At 49.9% G+C, this 16,654-nt stretch carries 12 protein-coding genes; 9 read left to right on the top strand and 3 right to left on the bottom strand.

Features of this window, described 5'->3' with window-relative positions:
- The first annotated feature begins 44 nt into the window (after positions 1 to 44).
- The 4 genes from ACWIP2_RS02120 (at position 45) to coaD (ending at position 2,741) form a co-directional block, all read left to right on the top strand.
- A complete protein-coding gene (locus tag ACWIP2_RS02120; RefSeq protein WP_448518244.1) occupies positions 45 to 965 on the top strand; it encodes a WD40 repeat domain-containing protein in 921 nt (306 codons plus the stop codon).
- A gap of 123 nt (positions 966 to 1,088) precedes the next feature.
- Positions 1,089 to 1,826: a DivIVA domain-containing protein gene (locus tag ACWIP2_RS02125; protein ID WP_448518245.1), complete on the top strand. Its 738-nt coding sequence runs from the start codon at positions 1,089 to 1,091 to the stop codon at positions 1,824 to 1,826.
- A gap of 18 nt (positions 1,827 to 1,844) precedes the next feature.
- Positions 1,845 to 2,216 (top strand): dihydroneopterin aldolase, encoded by a 372-nt coding sequence (folB, locus tag ACWIP2_RS02130; RefSeq protein WP_448518246.1) that lies wholly within the window; start codon positions 1,845 to 1,847, stop codon positions 2,214 to 2,216.
- 42 nt (positions 2,217 to 2,258) lie between these two features.
- Positions 2,259 to 2,741 (top strand): pantetheine-phosphate adenylyltransferase, encoded by a 483-nt coding sequence (gene coaD, locus ACWIP2_RS02135; RefSeq protein ID WP_448518247.1) that lies wholly within the window; start codon positions 2,259 to 2,261, stop codon positions 2,739 to 2,741.
- Here the strand turns inward: coaD and ACWIP2_RS02140 are convergent.
- Entirely contained in the window at positions 2,738 to 3,817 is a 1,080-nt protein-coding gene (locus tag ACWIP2_RS02140) for an asparaginase (RefSeq protein ID WP_448518248.1), read from the bottom strand. The genes coaD and ACWIP2_RS02140 overlap by 4 nt on opposite strands.
- Before the next feature lie 111 nt (positions 3,818 to 3,928).
- Between ACWIP2_RS02140 and ACWIP2_RS02145 the strand changes: the two genes are divergently transcribed.
- From ACWIP2_RS02145 to ACWIP2_RS02155, 3 genes are all read left to right on the top strand, one after another.
- The gene (locus ACWIP2_RS02145) at positions 3,929 to 4,621 is read left to right on the top strand and encodes a CoA transferase subunit A (RefSeq protein ID WP_448518249.1); all 693 of its coding nucleotides are present in this window, start codon (positions 3,929 to 3,931) and stop codon (positions 4,619 to 4,621) included.
- Positions 4,622 to 4,626: 5 nt separating this feature from the next.
- Complete coding sequence (locus ACWIP2_RS02150) at positions 4,627 to 5,943, top strand: aminotransferase class V-fold PLP-dependent enzyme (RefSeq protein WP_448518250.1); 1,317 nt, start codon at positions 4,627 to 4,629, stop codon at positions 5,941 to 5,943.
- 210 nt (positions 5,944 to 6,153) lie between these two features.
- The gene (locus tag ACWIP2_RS02155; protein ID WP_448518251.1) at positions 6,154 to 6,642 is read left to right on the top strand and encodes a DUF6702 family protein; all 489 of its coding nucleotides are present in this window, start codon (positions 6,154 to 6,156) and stop codon (positions 6,640 to 6,642) included.
- A 60-nt stretch (positions 6,643 to 6,702) separates the two neighbouring features.
- On the opposite strand, the gene ACWIP2_RS02160 is transcribed toward ACWIP2_RS02155, so the two are convergent.
- Positions 6,703 to 10,443 (bottom strand): two-component regulator propeller domain-containing protein, encoded by a 3,741-nt coding sequence (locus tag ACWIP2_RS02160; RefSeq protein ID WP_448518252.1) that lies wholly within the window; start codon positions 10,441 to 10,443, stop codon positions 6,703 to 6,705.
- A gap of 216 nt (positions 10,444 to 10,659) precedes the next feature.
- Between ACWIP2_RS02160 and hslU the strand changes: the two genes are divergently transcribed.
- Both hslU and ACWIP2_RS02170 read left to right on the top strand, forming a co-directional pair.
- Positions 10,660 to 12,042, top strand: a complete 1,383-nt coding sequence (gene hslU, locus ACWIP2_RS02165; protein WP_448518253.1) for an ATP-dependent protease ATPase subunit HslU — start codon at positions 10,660 to 10,662, stop codon at positions 12,040 to 12,042.
- A gap of 58 nt (positions 12,043 to 12,100) precedes the next feature.
- The gene (locus tag ACWIP2_RS02170; protein ID WP_448518254.1) at positions 12,101 to 13,150 is read left to right on the top strand and encodes a complex I subunit 1/NuoH family protein; all 1,050 of its coding nucleotides are present in this window, start codon (positions 12,101 to 12,103) and stop codon (positions 13,148 to 13,150) included.
- Here ACWIP2_RS02170 and ACWIP2_RS02175 read toward each other — a convergent pair whose 3' ends face one another.
- A complete protein-coding gene (locus tag ACWIP2_RS02175; RefSeq protein WP_448518255.1) occupies positions 13,151 to 16,567 on the bottom strand; it encodes a SpoIIE family protein phosphatase in 3,417 nt (1,138 codons plus the stop codon).
- Between the last annotated feature and the right edge of the window lie 87 nt (positions 16,568 to 16,654).

Consider the following 16,654-nt stretch of genomic DNA (forward strand, 5'->3'; position numbering starts at 1 on the left):
GCGACTTGTACAAAAATAAGACTAATGCGCTAACAGCAAAGGATATGGCGAAAATAGATGTAAAAAAACTTGCAACACTGACAGGACATGCCGATAGCCTGTATGCGCTGGCCCCTGCTGAGGAAGCGGGTTGCTTCTATGCGGCAGGCAACGACGGGCTGGTTGTGCATTGGAGTCAGAGCCGGCCGGAGCAGGGCTACTTGCTTGCGCGGGTTGCCGGAACTGTTTACGCCCTCTGCTCGATCCCGACGGCAAAGATGCTTGTTGTTGGACAGAATAACCAAGGCGTTTATCTCATTCAAACTGACACGCGGCAGATCCAAGCCTCAGCCGCTATCACCGCTGCACCTATTTTCGATATTACATATGCTAACGAGCGTATTTATGTAGCCACAGGCAGCGGCGAACTCGTTGTGCTTACGGCCGATAACTTGCAAACGATTGGCAGGTGGCCAATTTCCGGCAATAGCCTTCGCTGTTTGGCTTTGCAATCCTCGCTGTCGCACTTAGCAATTGGCACGAGCGACCATCATATTTACGTGCTCAACTACCAAACCATGCAGCCCCTTGCGCGGCTCGCAGGACATACCAACTCGGTTTTTTCGCTGACGTATTCGCCTTGCGGCAGCTACTTGCTCAGCGGCAGCCGCGACGCACATCTGCGCATCTGGGACGTAGCATCGGGCTATGCGCTCAGGCAAAGCATCGTAGCGCATATGTACACCATCAATCACATTGCCTACAGCCCCAACGGTAAATGGTTCATTACCTGTAGTAAAGACAAATCCATCAAACTATGGGAAGCAGCTACGTTCACGCTGCGCAAGGTAATTGATCGGGCGCGTCATGCCGGGCACGGAACCTCTGTGAACAAACTGCTCTGGCTAAACGATCGGCAATTTGTAGCAGCTTCCGACGATCGTAGCCTTTCTATCTGGGAGTTTTCAGAGACAGAGATGCCGTAAAATGTGTAAAATTGAACTTATCGTTGAATTTTACGGCTTTTTCTATAATTTGCATTCCACATATTGCGTTGGATTAGATAACATCCATTTTTTACTGTTGCTAGTGCCGAGCGACCCCTCGTTATGAAAGTTACGCCGTTAGATATTCGTAAAAAATCTTTTGAAAGAGTAGCCTTTGGCGGTTACAGCAAGGAGGAGGTACACTCATTTCTCAATATCCTTTCACAGATTTGGGAGGATTATGTGGTGCGCAACAACGACCTTGAGACGAGGCTCAGCAATGCCCTTTCAGAATTAAACAGGCTTCGCGATCTGGAGTCTTCTTTTGTCAAGCACCTCAACAAATTAGAGGACAGCAACAATGCGCTGCGGGAAAACTCAAAAAAAGAAGCTGAATTGCTCATGTACGAAACGCGCATCAAAGCCAATCAGATTCTGGAAGATGCCCGCATCAAAGCAAGGGCAATGATTAAGGAAACTAATCAACGCGCCTATCAAACACTTTCGGATATGCGCGAAGAATTGCGCAAGTTGGATTATGCCTGCCGTATGTTGGAGCAGCAGCGCGATTTGCTGCTACGCGATATGCGGCAGTTGCTCGCCGATACGCAGGAAAAGATTGACCGCATGGAGGCAAACAAACGCACTGTTATCTACGAGGAAGAAATTCGCAAAGCCAACGAATTGATGCGGCAGCAAAACGCAAAAGTAAAACAAGATCTGAAGGAAATCAACGAGCTTGCGCAAACCCCTCAGATGCCGCCTATACAGCCACAGACCAACAACTATGTCACCGCCCAAGAGCAACAGCCAATTGCTACAGCCGACGATACAGGCCGGTCTTTTTTTGATACCCTATAAAATAAATCGTATTGTTATATGCCTGATGTTGATACCATAGCCCTCAAAGGGCTTGTTTTTTTTGCTTACCACGGCTATTACCCCGAAGAACGAAAAATCGGTAATCGCTATGGCTTAGATATACAGGTGCGCACCGATCTGCGCAGCGCTGCCGTTCACGACCGCCTCGCCGATACGATCAACTACGAAGAACTGTATGCCATTGCCAAAGAAGCAATGGAAAAGCCTGCCCGACTGCTCGAACATCTCGGCGAGCGTATCGTACAGCAGATTTTCAGTAGGTTTGACAGCGCTTCTTACGTCAAAATTACTATCCGGAAATACAATCCACCGATTGGTGGGGTATGCGATGCTGCTGAAATTATTCTGCGCCGAAAGCGACACCAATAAGCGTGCGTTGTATATTATTGCGTACAAAATCTAACAACGCTTATGCCAGTTCGAATTGCGATTTTCCCCGGCTCTTTCGATCCCTTTACCAAAGGTCATGAAGACATTGTGCGGCGCGGCAGCCACTTTTTCGATCATATCATTATCGGTGTAGGGCATAACAGCCAAAAGCAGCGCTTTTTTCCGCTGGAACTTATGCTGGACTGTATCCGCGAAACCTTTGCAGATACCCCCAACGTTTCGGTAGAGGCATTTCAGGGACTGACTTCACTTTTTGCCAAACAAAAAGGTGCGCAGTTTCTACTGCGCGGGCTGCGCAACACCACCGATTTTGAATACGAAAACTCTATTGCACAGGTCAATCGCCAAGTAGTACCAGGGCTGGAAACCGTTCTGCTCATCACCTCACCTCATTTGGCGTATATCAGCTCGACTATCGTCCGCGATATTTACCGATATGGACAAAATGTAGATGCCTACCTTCCTTACTCGCTGGAAGCGGTGAAAGAAAAATACGGACGCTAACGCGCACTTATTTCACCCCGGAGCGAAATACCGAGTTGCTCGCGAATCAGTTGCGGATCGGGTTCGTTGCCCAGCAGGAACATCATTTTGGTAATAGCGGCTTCCGGCGTGATGTCGCCTCCGCTAATGATACCTATGTTGTGCAGCAGTTTACTGGACTCGTACATACCGTGTACCACTGCTCCGCCGTTGCACTGCGATACGTTGAGGATATGCATACCCCCGTCAACAGCAGCCCTTAGCGCATGAATGAACCAGTCGTCGGTCGGGCAATTTCCCGAGCCGTAGGTTTCCATCACAATCCCGCGCAAGCCCGGTGTTGCAAGAAAATGCTCCAAGTACTTTTGCGAAATACCCGGAAATATCTTCAATAAGCCAACGTTTTCGTCCATTTTTGAAAAAATATCGAAGCGCCCTTCCGGATGCGGTAAAATCAGCGATTCGTTGTAGCTGATCTCGATACCTGCAACGGCAAGTGGCGGCAGATTTTCCGAAGCAAAAGCCGTAAAATTATTGCTTTGCACCTTTCGCGCACGGTTGCCCCGCAGCAATAAATTATCGAAAAAAATACTTACCTCCGGCACCATCGGAAAGCCGTTCTTGCTCTTCTTAGAGGCAATTTCTAACGCTGTAATAAAGTTTTCGCGTGCATCAGTACGCGGCACACCGATAGGCAACTGCGCCCCCGTCAAAATCACAGGCTTTGCCAGATTATCGAACAGAAAGCTAAGTGCCGAGGCTGTGTATGCCATCGTATCAGTGCCGTGCAGGATAACAAACGCGTCGTAGTCGTTGTAAAAATCATAAACCACTCGCGCAATATTCAGCCATTGGTACACCTTGATATCTGATGAGTCAATAGGCTTATCGAAACTGAGTAAGGTTAGCTCAAACTCAAAGCGGCGCAACTCCGGTACTTTATCTATGATTTGCTCGAAGTCAAAGGGTTTCAGATGTGTACCCGACTCGTCGTAGTCCATTCCAATTGTACCACCGGTGTAGATAACAAAAATAGAGGTATCTGCAACATATCCGGCAGCCGTACTGATGTTGACTGTCTGGTAGTAGTTAAGCATGTGTATAAGTTTGTCAGGGCGGCGAAAGTATCAATGTTTTTCAATAATTTTCCCCCCTGAAAGGCATTTTATTTTGCTGCCTTTTGTACAACCTATCCGCATACATCGCTTATGAACAAAGTAGTAGCCAACGCCGAGGCAGCCATTGCAGGCTTAGAAGATGGTATGACCCTTATGCTGGGTGGCTTTGGCCTCTCAGGTATCCCTGAAAACAGCATCCGGGCAATTCTGAATAGTGGTAAAACAGGTTTTACTTGCATTTCTAACAATGCCGGCGTAGACGATTTCGGGCTGGGGCTGTTGCTTCAAACCCGCCAGATCAAAAAAATGATTTCTTCTTATGTGGGCGAAAATGCAGAGTTTGAGCGCCAACTGCTGGCAGGCGAACTGGAAGTAGAACTTATCCCGCAAGGTACGCTGGCAGAGCGCATTCGTGCGGGCGGCGCAGGTATACCCGCCTTCTACACCCCCGCAGGCGTAGGCACGGAAGTAGCGCAAGGCAAAGAAGTCCGCGAGTTTCACGGCAAACTCTACCTGTTGGAAGAATGGCTTCGCGCCGATTTTGCCTTTGTCAAAGCATGGAAAGGCGATACGGCAGGCAATCTGATTTTCAGGGGAACAGCACGCAATTTTAACCCAATGATGGCAACGGCTGCAACAATCACTGTGGCAGAAGTAGAAGAACTCGTTCCCAAAGGCGCTTTAGACCCTAATCAGGTTCACACGCCGGGTATTTATGTGAAGCGCATTTTTCAAGGTAAAGATTATGAAAAGCGCATCGAGCAACGCACCGTAAGAAAATAGCAAAGATGAAATTCTTCCCGCAGGCATCTACAGACCAGCGCCGCCGCTTTCTGAAACGCGCCGCTACAGCGCTGGCAATGGTATCTCCATTTAGCAACTGGGGAGCAAGTCTCGCTGCGAAAAATCTCGATCGGGTATTGCGCGAAGCAAGTACCCAGCCCATAGATACAAGCATCCGCGACGAAGAATTCTGGTATCAGATTAAGCAGGCTTTTACCGTTTCGCCCAACCTGTTGAATTTGAATAACGGCGGCGTATCGCCCCATCCGCGCGTAGTGCAAGAGGCAGTAGAGCGCTACAACCGCCTCTCTAACGAAGCGCCGAGCTACTACATGTGGCGCGTATTGGATGCAGGGCGCGAGCCCCTGCGGGCGCGGCTGGCAGAAGTAGCAGGCTGCTCAGCCGAAGAAGTAGCCATCCAACGCAACGCAACTGAAGCGCTGGAAACGATCATCTTTGGCTTGCGCCTCCAAAAAGGCGACGAGGTAGTACTGGCGCGGCAAGACTACCCGAACATGCTGCACGCATGGCGGCAACGCGAAAAACGCGAAGGAATTGTCCTGCGCTATGTCAACCTCGAGCTGCCGATTGAAAATAAGGATGAAATCGTGCGGCAGTACACCTCGCTGTTTACCGCCAAAACCAAAGTCGTTCACATTACGCACATCATCAACTGGTCGGGGCAAATACTACCCGTGCGCGAAATTGCCGATATAGCCCGCGCACGAGGTATTGAAGTGGTAATAGACGGAGCGCATAGTTTCGGGCTGCTTAATTTTCAGATTCCCGAACTTAACGGCGACTACTTCGGCACCAGCCTCCACAAATGGATGACAGCGCCTTTTGGCAGCGGGATGCTCTATGTCCGCAAAGAAAAAATCCGCGATCTGTACCCGCTCTTTGGCGCACAAGACCCTGAAAGCGAAGATATTCGCAAGTTTGAAAATCTGGGTACGCGTCCTTTTGCCAATGAACAGGCGATTGGGCAGGCAATAGATTTCCACTGGATGATCGGTGCAGAACGCAAAGAAAAAAGATTGCACTATTTGAAAAATTATTGGGCAGAAAAAGTATTAGACCTGCCTAAAGTGCAAATACACACATCGCTCAAGCCGGAGTTTGGCTGTGCGATCGGCCTGTTTTCCATCAAAGGAAAAACCGTAGCAGAGGTAGATAGCGCACTTTTCAGCCAATATAAAATACATACAACCGGGATTGAGTGGGAAAACATCAAGGGCGTGCGCGTAACACCAAACGTTTACACGACGACCCGCGACTTAGACCGCTTGGTGAACGCCATTCGGCAACTCGCACAGACATGAACCCACCGGAAGCTACGCGCAGGGAGCAAACCAGAGGCAGCTTCAGGAAGTCCGCATCAATCAGGCCATACAGAACCGGCAGCGGGCGGCAGGTGAAAAACAATCGGACGATATTATGGCCATTGGGCTGCAACCCTGAATTTTGGCAGCGCTTTTGCCCTCTTACGCATGACAAAGGGTAAAACTGCACTCCAAATCCTTATGCTCTATATGCTCACTTTTCTATCGCTGCATTTTTGGCTGATCTTAAGCAATTTGTTCCATCCTATTCACATCAGTTTGTGCGAAATGCAACACAATGCATCTGCGCAGCAAATAGAAATTACCCACAAGATTTTTATTGACGACTTGCAGGACGCATTAGAGAAGCAATTCAAAGTGCGAACGCACCTATCAACTCCAAAAGAACATCCGGACGCAGAAAAACTGATCGAACAATACCTGCAACAGCAGTTTCAATGCAAAATCAATGGACAACCACTACGTTGGAAGTATCTCGGGCGCGAATATGAGGTAGATGCCTGCTGGATCTATCTGGAAGCCGTGCAGCAAATGCCGGTACAGTTAGTAGAAATCCGCAACGGCGTTCTTTTAGAGCTTTTCGATGATCAAATCAATTTTGTCCATTTCAAAGCCAACGGCGAGCGCAAAAGCCTGCGCCTCAGCCGCGACAACGATCGAGGGATGTTGCGATTTTAAGTAACTCTGCACATGACAGCAGCGCCCGCAATATGCAAGGTGGCAGCATTCCTTGATGTCCTACAACCGAATCCCCATGATGCAAATGTCATCGCGCTGGCTTTCCTGCCGGCGGAACTCGTCAAAAATTTCGCGCAGTTCTTCTGCCTGCTGCTCGACGGGCAGGTGTGCAAGCGCCATGAGTAGTTCTTTAACCGCCATGCTGCCTAACTTTTCGCGGTTCGGGTTGGGCTGGTCGGCGAGTCCGTCGGAGGTGAGGTAAAGCATCGTACCTACAGGAAGCGATACGACACTTTGTTCAAAACGCACTTCGCTGTTGCGCTGTTTGCCGCCGATGGATTGCCTGTTGGGGCGCAACTCAACTAAACGATTTTCGGAAGCATTACCTCTTGGCCTAACGGCATACAGCGGACGTTTGGCTCCGGCAAAAGTTACTTCGTTACCTTCAATCAGACAGAGGGCGATGTCCATGCCGTCATCGTGGATGCCGTTGTCGGTTTGTAGCGTCCTGCATAACTCTTCGTGTACCTCTTGGAGAATTTCAGCAGGCTGGACAATGCGGCGGCGGGCAACGATCTCGGTCAGGATGCTATGCCCGATGGCAGACATGAGCGCCCCGGGAACGCCGTGCCCCGTACAATCTGCTACGGCTACCCACCTACGGTTACCTTCGCGGTGGCACCAGTAGAAATCGCCCGAAACAATGTCCTTGGGCTGATACCAGATGAAAAATTGATCAAACAATGCTTGTAAATCCGATTCGGCAGGTAAAATAGCCTTCTGGATGCGCTCGGCATAGCGGATGCTGTTCACGATCTGGTCGTTGCGGCGGGCAATCTGGCGGCGGGCTTCATCCAAGCGGTCGTAAGCGCGGGCATTGTCAATCGCTACAGCAAGGTAAGTTGCAAGGGCGCGTAGGAAATCTACATCTGCCGTCTGGTAGGCATTGCGGCGGTAGCTTTGCACCGTAAATACGCCGATGGTTTTGTTGTTCAGCGTCAGCGGCAGATAAATAGCAGAAAGCGGCTGCTCGGTGTTGTATTCCATGTGCTCATCTGCCACATATTCAGGGGCTTCCTTAGTAAAATCGTTGATAACGATTTCTAACTGATATTGGAAACAAACGGCGGAAAGGCGTTTTTGACCCACTTCAATTTCATGATAAACAAGCGGCATTGCCTCGCCGTTGCGGAAGCCATAAAACGCCAGCCTACGGCTGCTTTCGTCATAAATTCCAATACGAAAGAGGGCGGCTTCTACCAGTTCGCTTACGCCTGCAAAGGCTTCGCCGACTACTTGTTCGCTGTGCAGCTGGGCGGTGATGCGATGCCCGATTTCGCTGATAGTGCGTACGTTGTGATAGGCACGCTCTAATTGGTTTTTCTGGTTGGCAATTTGTGCAGTTCGTTCTTCTACGATGCGTTCTAATCGCTCATTCTGCTTTTCTATGCGACGCACGCGGGCGCGATAGGTAACTAACCCCAGCCCGATAAGCGAGAGCGTACCTGCCAAACGAAACCACCATGTTTCCCAGAAAGGCGGACGCACGCGCACCAACAGTTCAGTCGGCAGGCTCCATCCTTTGGGGCCCAGCACGCGCAGGTAGAGCGTATAGTTGCCGGGCGCAAGTTTGCCCAACGTGATCTCACTTTCAGTTGTCGGCTCCGACCATTGGCTGCTCGCAGGGCTAAGGCGGTAGCTGAACACAGGCGCTGCCTGATAGCCAAAGTTTGGCGAGGCAAAAGAAATACGCACATTGGCTGCCTGATAAGGAATAGTCAGTTCCTGCAAGCCGTCTAAGGGAATCTGCACCTGCACAGTGTCCGCTTGGTAATTGGCATAGCGGAAAAAGGCGCGAGGCAGCGAACGACCTGCGTACAAATCAGCTATGGCAGAGCGGATGCTCACCAACCCTTGCGATGTACCGATGAGCAAGTCGCCTTCGGGGCTGATAAGCGCCTGCGTGGTATATTGAAGCGCCGAAGCGGGTGAGACAATGCGATAAGGCACAAAAAGCCCGTTTTTGCGGTCAAACTGCATCAGGGTTCGTTGGGTAAATACCCACATACGGCCTTTGCTTGCGCGGATGTCCTGAATAGCTTCGCCCAGCGCTACGTGGTCAAAATGGTAAGTGCGAAAATGCTTTTGCTGTGGCTCCCAAAGCGCCACCCCTGCAAAAGTGCCTACCCAAAAACTGCCTTGTTCGTCGGTGAAAAGGCTTTTGATGCTGTTGTGGGGCAAAGAGTTAGGATTGCCCGCCTCGTGTCTGAAACTGATGAAGCCGTCGTTGCCGTCCCAGCGACTCAGTCCGCCGCTGGCTGTTCCCACCCAGATAGTGCCTTGCCCATCTTCGGCGATGCAGCGGATGTGGTTGTCGGCAATGCTTTGCGGACGCTTGATGTTGTGGCGAAAAACTAACCATTGGTTGGGTAAATCCCCTGAGCAGTAAAGCCCGCTTTCCTGCGTTCCGACCCAAATGCGCCCTTTGCTGTCTTCAAAAAGCGTGGTAATGGTTCCCTCTTCGGGACCTTCCCAACCCGGACGGAGGTATTGCCACTGTTCGCTGCGGCGGATATAGATGCCTTGCTCGTTGGCAATCCAGAGGCTGCCGTCGCACGCGGGAAGTAGGGCGCGGATAGTGCCCTGCGGCACTTTTTCTATACGTTCCAGTACCTCGCCTGTGCTATTGATACGGAATAAGCCTTTTGTTGAGGCAGCCCAATAGTTGCTGCCCTGTTGTGCCATTGCTGTTACCTCGCCAATTTGTGAGTGAATGCTGAAATAGTTGGCTTCGTTTTTCCATGCTGCCAGCCCGCCGCCTGCTGTGCCTACCCACAAAATATTGCCTGAGTCGGTGGCAAGGGTTTGGATAGCTTTGCCCTTTGCAAGGCTGTATTCGCTTTTGGTATCTTCAATGGTTTGCCAGCGGCTGTCGTCAAAATAGGCAAGTCCGCCTTGTTTGGTGCCTGCCCAAATCCGCCCGTTTTCGTCGGAGGCAAGGGAAGCTACGTAGTTATTCGGCAGTCCGTCGGCTTCGGTGAAGGAGCGGACGCTGCCTGTGCGGGTATCTATGCGGCGCAGGCCCTGCAAGGTAGCTACCCACAGATGTCCCTTCGCGTCTTTGAGCAGACGGATGACATAATCGCGCTGAAACTGGCGCGGATAGAGCGGATAGGAAACAAAAACCTCTTCGGCGGGCGAATAGACTTGTACGCCCTGCCCCAGCGAGGAAGCAACGATATTGCCATCTGCATCGGTTGTGATGCTGTAAACAGCGCTCAGCCCTTGTGTGTAAGCTCCCTGAAACGGATAATTGAAAAAAATCTGTTTTTCGGGGTCTATGCGCGAAACTCCTATTCCAGTACCCATCCAAATGTGGCCGGCGCGGTCTTGGACAAGGCTGAAAATGCTGTTGTCAGCAAGCGAAAGCACGTTTGCCGTGTCATGCTGAAAGTGTGTAAATTGTTCGGTTTGCCTGTGGAAAAGGAAAAGCCCCGCGTTGGTGCCAATCCAGAGGCGCTGTTGTTTGTCTTCCAAAAGCGCACGAACCTCCAGCGACTTGCCGGGCAGCAGTGTAAAATTGCGGATACTGCGCCCGTCGTAGCAGTCTAACCCATTTTGTGTGCCAATCCAGAGATACTGGCGGCTGTCCTGAATGACAGCCATCACGTTGTTGTGGCTCAGTCCGTTTTCAATATTGACCGATAGCCGTGCATCAATTCCCCACTGTGATTGTTGCGCTTTGCCGGCTATGCTTATCAGCAGCCATGCAGCGAAAAAGAAGTAACCCCTTGCTCTCATAAGGCAAACGTTTCGTTAGAGTAATACCATAGATGACGTAGGTATTAATATAACGAAAAAAAGTTTGAATTGCATCTTTTGAAGAGAGAAAATTTTTTGATCTGTGAACTGAAAAAATTTAGCCCCCTGCAAGAGGCATAAGCCCAAACAATCGGTTAGTAGGCACAATGATCACAAAAACATCGTACTTTTGTAAGTAGCTAAAGCCCGATTAATATGCTTGAACAACCCGAATACATGACTCCTAAGCAGATTGTTGCTGCATTAGATAAATATATCATCGGGCAGCACGATGCTAAGCGCAATGTTGCTATTGCACTGCGCAACCGCTGGCGGCGAATGAATGCGCCGGCTGAGATGAAACGCGAGATTGTGCCGAATAACATTCTAATGATTGGTGCTACAGGCGTAGGCAAGACCGAGATTGCTCGTCGTTTAGCCAAATTAGCCGATGCGCCTTTTGTGAAAGTGGAAGCCTCGAAATTTACTGAGGTAGGCTATGTAGGGCGCGATGTGGAAAGCATGGTGCGCGACTTAGTAGAGCAGTCTGTAAATATGGTCAAAATGCAAAAGCGCCAAGAAGTACAGCAAAAAGCGGCAGAAGCGGTAGAAGACATCATCTTAGATGCGCTGATTCCGCCTGTAAAATCTAAGCGAAGTCAGCCCGAAGGTGCAATTGGCTTTCAAATCAGTGATTCGGAGGTTGAACTCAACGAACGCACCCGCGAGCGTTTCCGCGAAAAACTGCGCAACGGCGAACTGGAAGATCGCAAAATCGAAATCGAAGTTGAAAACAATAATGTCGGCATGAGCATTGTCGGTGGTGCGATTGATGAGGTCTCTATGATGAATTTGCAAGAGATGATCGGCAACATGATGCCCAAAAAGAGCCGCAAACGCAAGGTTACTATTGCCGAAGCACGCCGCATTCTTTTAGACGAAGAGTCCGCCAAACTGATTGATATGGACGAAGTAAAGCAGATTGCTTTGCAGAAAGCCGAAAATTTAGGTATTATTTTCATTGATGAGATTGATAAAATTGCTTCGTCTTCGGGCAAATCGGGAGGGCCTGATGTGAGCCGCGAAGGCGTACAGCGCGATCTGCTCCCGATCGTAGAAGGCAGCGCAGTGAATACCAAATACGGAACCATCAATACTGACCATATCCTGTTCATTGCTGCCGGAGCATTCCACGTATCCAAACCCTCCGACCTGATCCCTGAACTGCAAGGGCGCTTCCCGATCCGCGTCGAGTTGCAGAGCCTCACCAAAGACGACTTTTATCAGATTCTGAAAACCCCCAAAAACGCACTGACCAAACAGTATCAATCGTTGCTGGCAGCCGAAAATGTAGATTTGACTTTTACCGATGATGCGCTGGAAGCAATCGCAGAAGTCGCATTTGCTATCAATTCGGAAGTAGAAAATATTGGTGCGCGCCGCTTGCATACCGTGATGAGCCACCTATTGAACGAGTTTTTGTTTGAAGTTCCTGATACTATTCCGCCTAATTCCAAGCTGGCTGTAAATAGGGAAATGGTAGAACAGCGACTGAGTTCGTTGGTCAAAAACCGCGACTTGAGCAGGTATATTCTGTAGTCGGGTACCGGCGGCGTTTTTAATCGGATATTTAATCTGCAAGAAAGAATTTACAGCCATGCCTACTACAATTTTGCTGTTCCTTTTCTTTCTTGGCTTTCTACTGCTCTACACGGTTTTTGCCGTTTATGCGGAGCGAAAAATGGCGGCCTTTATACAAGATCGCCTCGGGCCAATGGAAACGGGCTATTACGGTCTGCTGCAAACAGTAGCAGACCTGCTCAAAATGCTGCAAAAGGAAGATATTGTCCTGCGCAGCGCCGATGGCGTGCTGTTCAGGGCTGCGCCCTTCGTCATATTTGCCTCTGTATTTACAGGTTTTTGCTTTATTCCGCTTGCCCCACAGGGGATTGGTTCGGACAGCGCTACCGGTATTTTTGCACTGATGGCAATTATTTCCTTAGATGTTATGGGCATCCTGATGGCTGGCTGGGGGAGCAACAGCAAGTTTTCTATGATTGGAGCCATACGTTCTGTTGCACAGATCGTTTCGTATGAAATTCCGCTTGGGCTGGCTGTTTTGTGTGTAGCTGTTTGTACGGGTACGCTCAACTTGCAGCAAATGGCATGGCAGCAGGGAATATTTGCTGCCGATAGTGGCGGATGGGGCGGCTTTTTGCAGTGGAATATCGTTCGCTATCCTTTGCTATTGCCTGTATTCCTGATTTTTTTCATTGCTTCGCTGGCAGAATGCAATCGCGCCCCTTTCGATCTGCCCGAAGCCGAATCGGAACTAATTGCGGGTTATCAGACAGAATATGCAGGTTTTCGCTGGGGGCTGCTGATGCTGAGCGAGTACGGCATGATGCTGCTCGTGAGTCTGCTCGCGGCAGCGCTGTTTTTGGGCGGTTGGAATACTCCGCTGCCGAACATAGGTGCGCTGCGCCTCGCCGACTGGACAAGTGGCGTACCCGGACATCTTTCGGCATGGCTGTGGGGCGCTGTGTGGTTGCTTAGCAAGGGGCTGCTGCTGGTAGGTTTGCAAATGCTGGTGCGCTGGACTTATCCGCGCTTGCGGATAGACCAACTCATGTCGCTTTGCTGGAGATACCTCACACCTGCGGCTTTGCTGTTGTTGTTGCTTTGCAGCCTGATGAAATTGCTTTGATTAGATTAGTAAGCCCATTACCAGAATATCATCCAACTGCACCTCTTCACCCATCCAGTCCGCAAGATTTGCAGCAAAAGCGCCTTCCTGCTGCACAATAGGAATGCTGCTGATGCGCTCGCAAAGGCTTCGGAAATGCTTGACCATGTATTTTTGTCGCTTGTTGCCGCCGATCTGGTCTGCATAGCCGTCGGAAAAGAGGTAGAGTATATCGCCTGTCTGAACGGTAATTGTCTGTGCAGTAAAAAGTCGCTCGGCTTCTTTTTGGAATCCGCCAATAGACTGTCGGTCGGCTTTGTATTCTGTTAGTACGCCGCTGCGCACCAAGTAAAGCGAGTTGCGGGCGCCAGAGAACTGTACAGTGCGCTCCAGCGGATCGTAGGAGATCAGGCACATGTCCATACCGTCGCTGTTCATACTTTTTTCCTGTTGTAGCGCCAATCTGATATACCGGTGCATTTCATTGAGGATCAGTGCGGTGTCTGCAACCGGTTGCCGAGCAGCGATATTGTCCAAAAGCGAAGATCCTAACATGCTCATCATCGCGCCCGGTACGCCGTGTCCGGTACAATCTACTACGGCTACCATAATTTTCCCTTGCTTTTCGGTAAACCAGTAAAAATCGCCGCTCACAATATCACGCGGGCGATTGAGAATAAATGCTCCGGAAAAAAAGCGGGATAATATTTTTGTATCGGGAAGCATAGCATCTTGGATGCGGCGGGCATAGCGGATGCTGCTTTCGGTATTTTCCTTTTGCAGGCGAATCTGATCGCGTTGACGTTCTATTTCTTTGTTTTGCAGTTGCACCTGTGCCAATGTACGGCTCAGGGCGCTGTTTAACTCGAACAGTTGCTCGTTGGCACGTGCCAGTTCGTCAGATTTTTGCCGGATAATTTCATTTTGATTTTTTACCTGTGCCAGCGTCGCTTCCAATTCCGCATTGGCATTGCTCAACTCCTGTGTGCGAGCGGCAACCTGCTGCGTCAGGTATGCCTTTTCATTGGCGATAGCCCGTATTCGCCACTCGCCAACCAGCCAGATAAGTAGAATAGCTAACACGACATAGAGCGCATAAGCTACCATAGAGCGATACCATGGAGCTTTGATAGCAAAATGATATTGTGCTTCGCTGCTGATATTGCCAAATACATCGCGGGCGCGAACGTGAAAGACATAGTGTCCCGCTGCCAGATTCGTATATTCTTTGCTACGGCTATCATTCCAAGTCTCCCAATCGGTTTCCAAGCCATCTAACTTGGTTTGGAAGTAAGTTGCATACGGACTGTTGAAGGCTGTGGCGGTAAAATCGAAGCGGATGCGGTTCAGTTCATAAGGTAGGTCAGGACTGAAAATAGTCCCCTGCTCGAGTACTGCCAACCCGTCTTTATCGGCAAAGTTGCCATTAAAAATAACAGAGTCTTGGCCTATGCTTACGCGGCGAATCAAGGTTTGAAAGGTGAAATCGGTAGAGATATCGCTTCTGCGCTCGTAGCGATAAATGCCGCCAATGTCGCTGAACCAGATGGCGCTGCTATCGCCCGTGTAGAGCGCCTGTACGGCATGTAAATCTTGCAAGCGATTGAGTGAGCCGGGTTTGTAATCGAATCCTTTATCGGATTTTTGCAGAAATCCTGCCTCGATTTTGCCTTTGTTTGTAGAAAACAGCCAGATGTTGCCCTTGCGGTCTGGGGTGGGCAGGAGTACCTTTCGCCCTTCGCGGTTGAAAGGCGTGTCAAATGCCTCATCGGGAATCAGTTTGCCACCTTCGTATTTGTAAATGCCGCGTTCGGTGGCTATTCGGATCTGTCCGTTGATCAGCATCAAATGATTGTCATTCAGCGAAGGCAGTCCGTCGGCAAGCCCCAGCCTTCGGATTTTGGGCTGCATACCGAACCTGTAGCTGCTGCCTTGCACAAAATCAATCAGATAGATCCCATTATTGAGCGATGCTGCCCAGATATTGCCATCTTTATCTTCTTTGATGTGGCGAATGTCGTCGCGCAGTCCATCAAATCGCCCCTCATCAATCCAGTTGCCGTTTTTGCGGTAAATGCTGCGCACGCTGTAGGCCGAGCCGACAAATACACGATCGGGATCTATTTTCGAGCGTTCAAAACAGAAAATATTAGGTGGGGTTTCTTCGTTGCCAACGTCGCTCACTGCATCGCCGCGCAAGAGCTTCACGCCCATGAAAGTGCCTACGAGCAGGTCTTTATCTATCGGGAGTAGCGCCCAGCAATCCAATTTGAAGCCTGCAACAGCCTCAAATTCAGTATCGTAGAAGCGGCGGGTAGCAGCGGCATGTGTCAGTTCGCGGGGTGCGAGCCGGAAAAGCCCGCTCAAAGTAGCCACGTAGAGCCTTCCCTGATGCTTGGTAATCGCATTGACTGCGCCTTTGAGTTGCTGAAACTGTTCGTTGTAGAGTTGAAATTCAGAAGGATACTCCATGCGGGCGATGCCGTTGTACATGCCTATCCAAAGCCCGTTTTGTCCATCTTCGGTAAAAGATAGTACAAAGTCATCTGCTAGGCCGTTGCGTTTGTTGTAAATAGCCTTGAGTTTGCCTTTTTCATCCAGCATCAGTACGCCAATTCCCAGCATGCCGATCGCCAGCGTTTTATTTTTGCCCGTGCCTATCCACGCGGCGTTGTAGCTCCTGAAGTCGCGCAGTATTTCGTCCGCTTCCGTATTCCATTTGACTATTTTGCCTTGTTGGGTGGTGTAAAGTCCCATGTTTTGTACGCAAATCAGCAGTTCGCTGTCGCCCCAAGGCAGTACTTGGCTGATCAGCGCGGCAGAGAGCGCCTCTGTATCTTTGACGGGAACCAACCTGCTGCCTACCCACTTCATCAGTCCGTATTCGCTTTTTTGGACGTAGAACTGGTCGCGTACCGCATAGCCAAAGGTGAAAAATGTAGTAGCAGGTACCGTCTGTAGGTAGGCTTGTCCTTTGTTTTCTTTGAGGATAAAAATAAATTCATCAGTTTGAAAAAACACCCCTTCGGTGAGGCAATTAACTGTCCATACATCTCCAAATGCGCGTTTGTCCTCTGCCAGCAGAGTGTGCAGCGGCTGGTAACGCATCTGTCCGAGCGAGTCTGCCTTCAAATAGCCAAAATGTCCCGCACCACCGGCGTAGATGCGTCCGTTTTTGTCTTTGGCAAGCGAGCGGATTACTCCGCCCGTTTTGATGAAGCGCCATTCGCTGCCGTCGTATTCCAGAATGCCATTGTCGTTGCCAAAATACAGGATGCCGCGATTGTCTTGCACAACTGCCCAATTTGCCAGTCCGGCTTTATATTCTTTAGGGAGAAAGTTTTTGATGAAGGGCATTCCACGCTCGTTGTTTTGCCCATGTAGCAAAAAGACGATCCCCCAGAGTATAGTCAGAAGTGAAACAAAGCGCTTGATCATGTTTAAAGTTAGTATCCAAATAACTGCTCGTCAAATTTAAATTTATGGCGGGAATTTGCTAACTTTAATCTATTGTTTTCAACAAAG

This window comes from Rhodoflexus sp., assembly GCF_053489755.1.

Bases quoted from the DNA above. Each gene is read 5' to 3' on its own strand.
- ACWIP2_RS02170 (WP_448518254.1), top strand. From the start codon at position 12,101: ATGCCTACTACAATTTTGCTGTTCCTTTTCTTTCTTGGCTTTCTACTG.
- ACWIP2_RS02175 (WP_448518255.1), bottom strand. From the start codon at position 16,567: ATGATCAAGCGCTTTGTTTCACTTCTGACTATACTCTGGGGGATCGTC.
- hslU (WP_448518253.1), top strand. From the start codon at position 10,660: ATGCTTGAACAACCCGAATACATGACTCCTAAGCAGATTGTTGCTGCA.
- ACWIP2_RS02155 (WP_448518251.1), top strand. From the start codon at position 6,154: ATGCTCACTTTTCTATCGCTGCATTTTTGGCTGATCTTAAGCAATTTG.
- ACWIP2_RS02140 (WP_448518248.1), bottom strand. From the start codon at position 3,817: ATGCTTAACTACTACCAGACAGTCAACATCAGTACGGCTGCCGGATAT.
- ACWIP2_RS02150 (WP_448518250.1), top strand. From the start codon at position 4,627: ATGAAATTCTTCCCGCAGGCATCTACAGACCAGCGCCGCCGCTTTCTG.
- ACWIP2_RS02160 (WP_448518252.1), bottom strand. From the start codon at position 10,443: ATGAGAGCAAGGGGTTACTTCTTTTTCGCTGCATGGCTGCTGATAAGC.
- folB (WP_448518246.1), top strand. From the start codon at position 1,845: ATGCCTGATGTTGATACCATAGCCCTCAAAGGGCTTGTTTTTTTTGCT.
- ACWIP2_RS02120 (WP_448518244.1), top strand. From the start codon at position 45: ATGGCGAAAATAGATGTAAAAAAACTTGCAACACTGACAGGACATGCC.
- ACWIP2_RS02145 (WP_448518249.1), top strand. From the start codon at position 3,929: ATGAACAAAGTAGTAGCCAACGCCGAGGCAGCCATTGCAGGCTTAGAA.
- ACWIP2_RS02125 (WP_448518245.1), top strand. From the start codon at position 1,089: ATGAAAGTTACGCCGTTAGATATTCGTAAAAAATCTTTTGAAAGAGTA.
- coaD (WP_448518247.1), top strand. From the start codon at position 2,259: ATGCCAGTTCGAATTGCGATTTTCCCCGGCTCTTTCGATCCCTTTACC.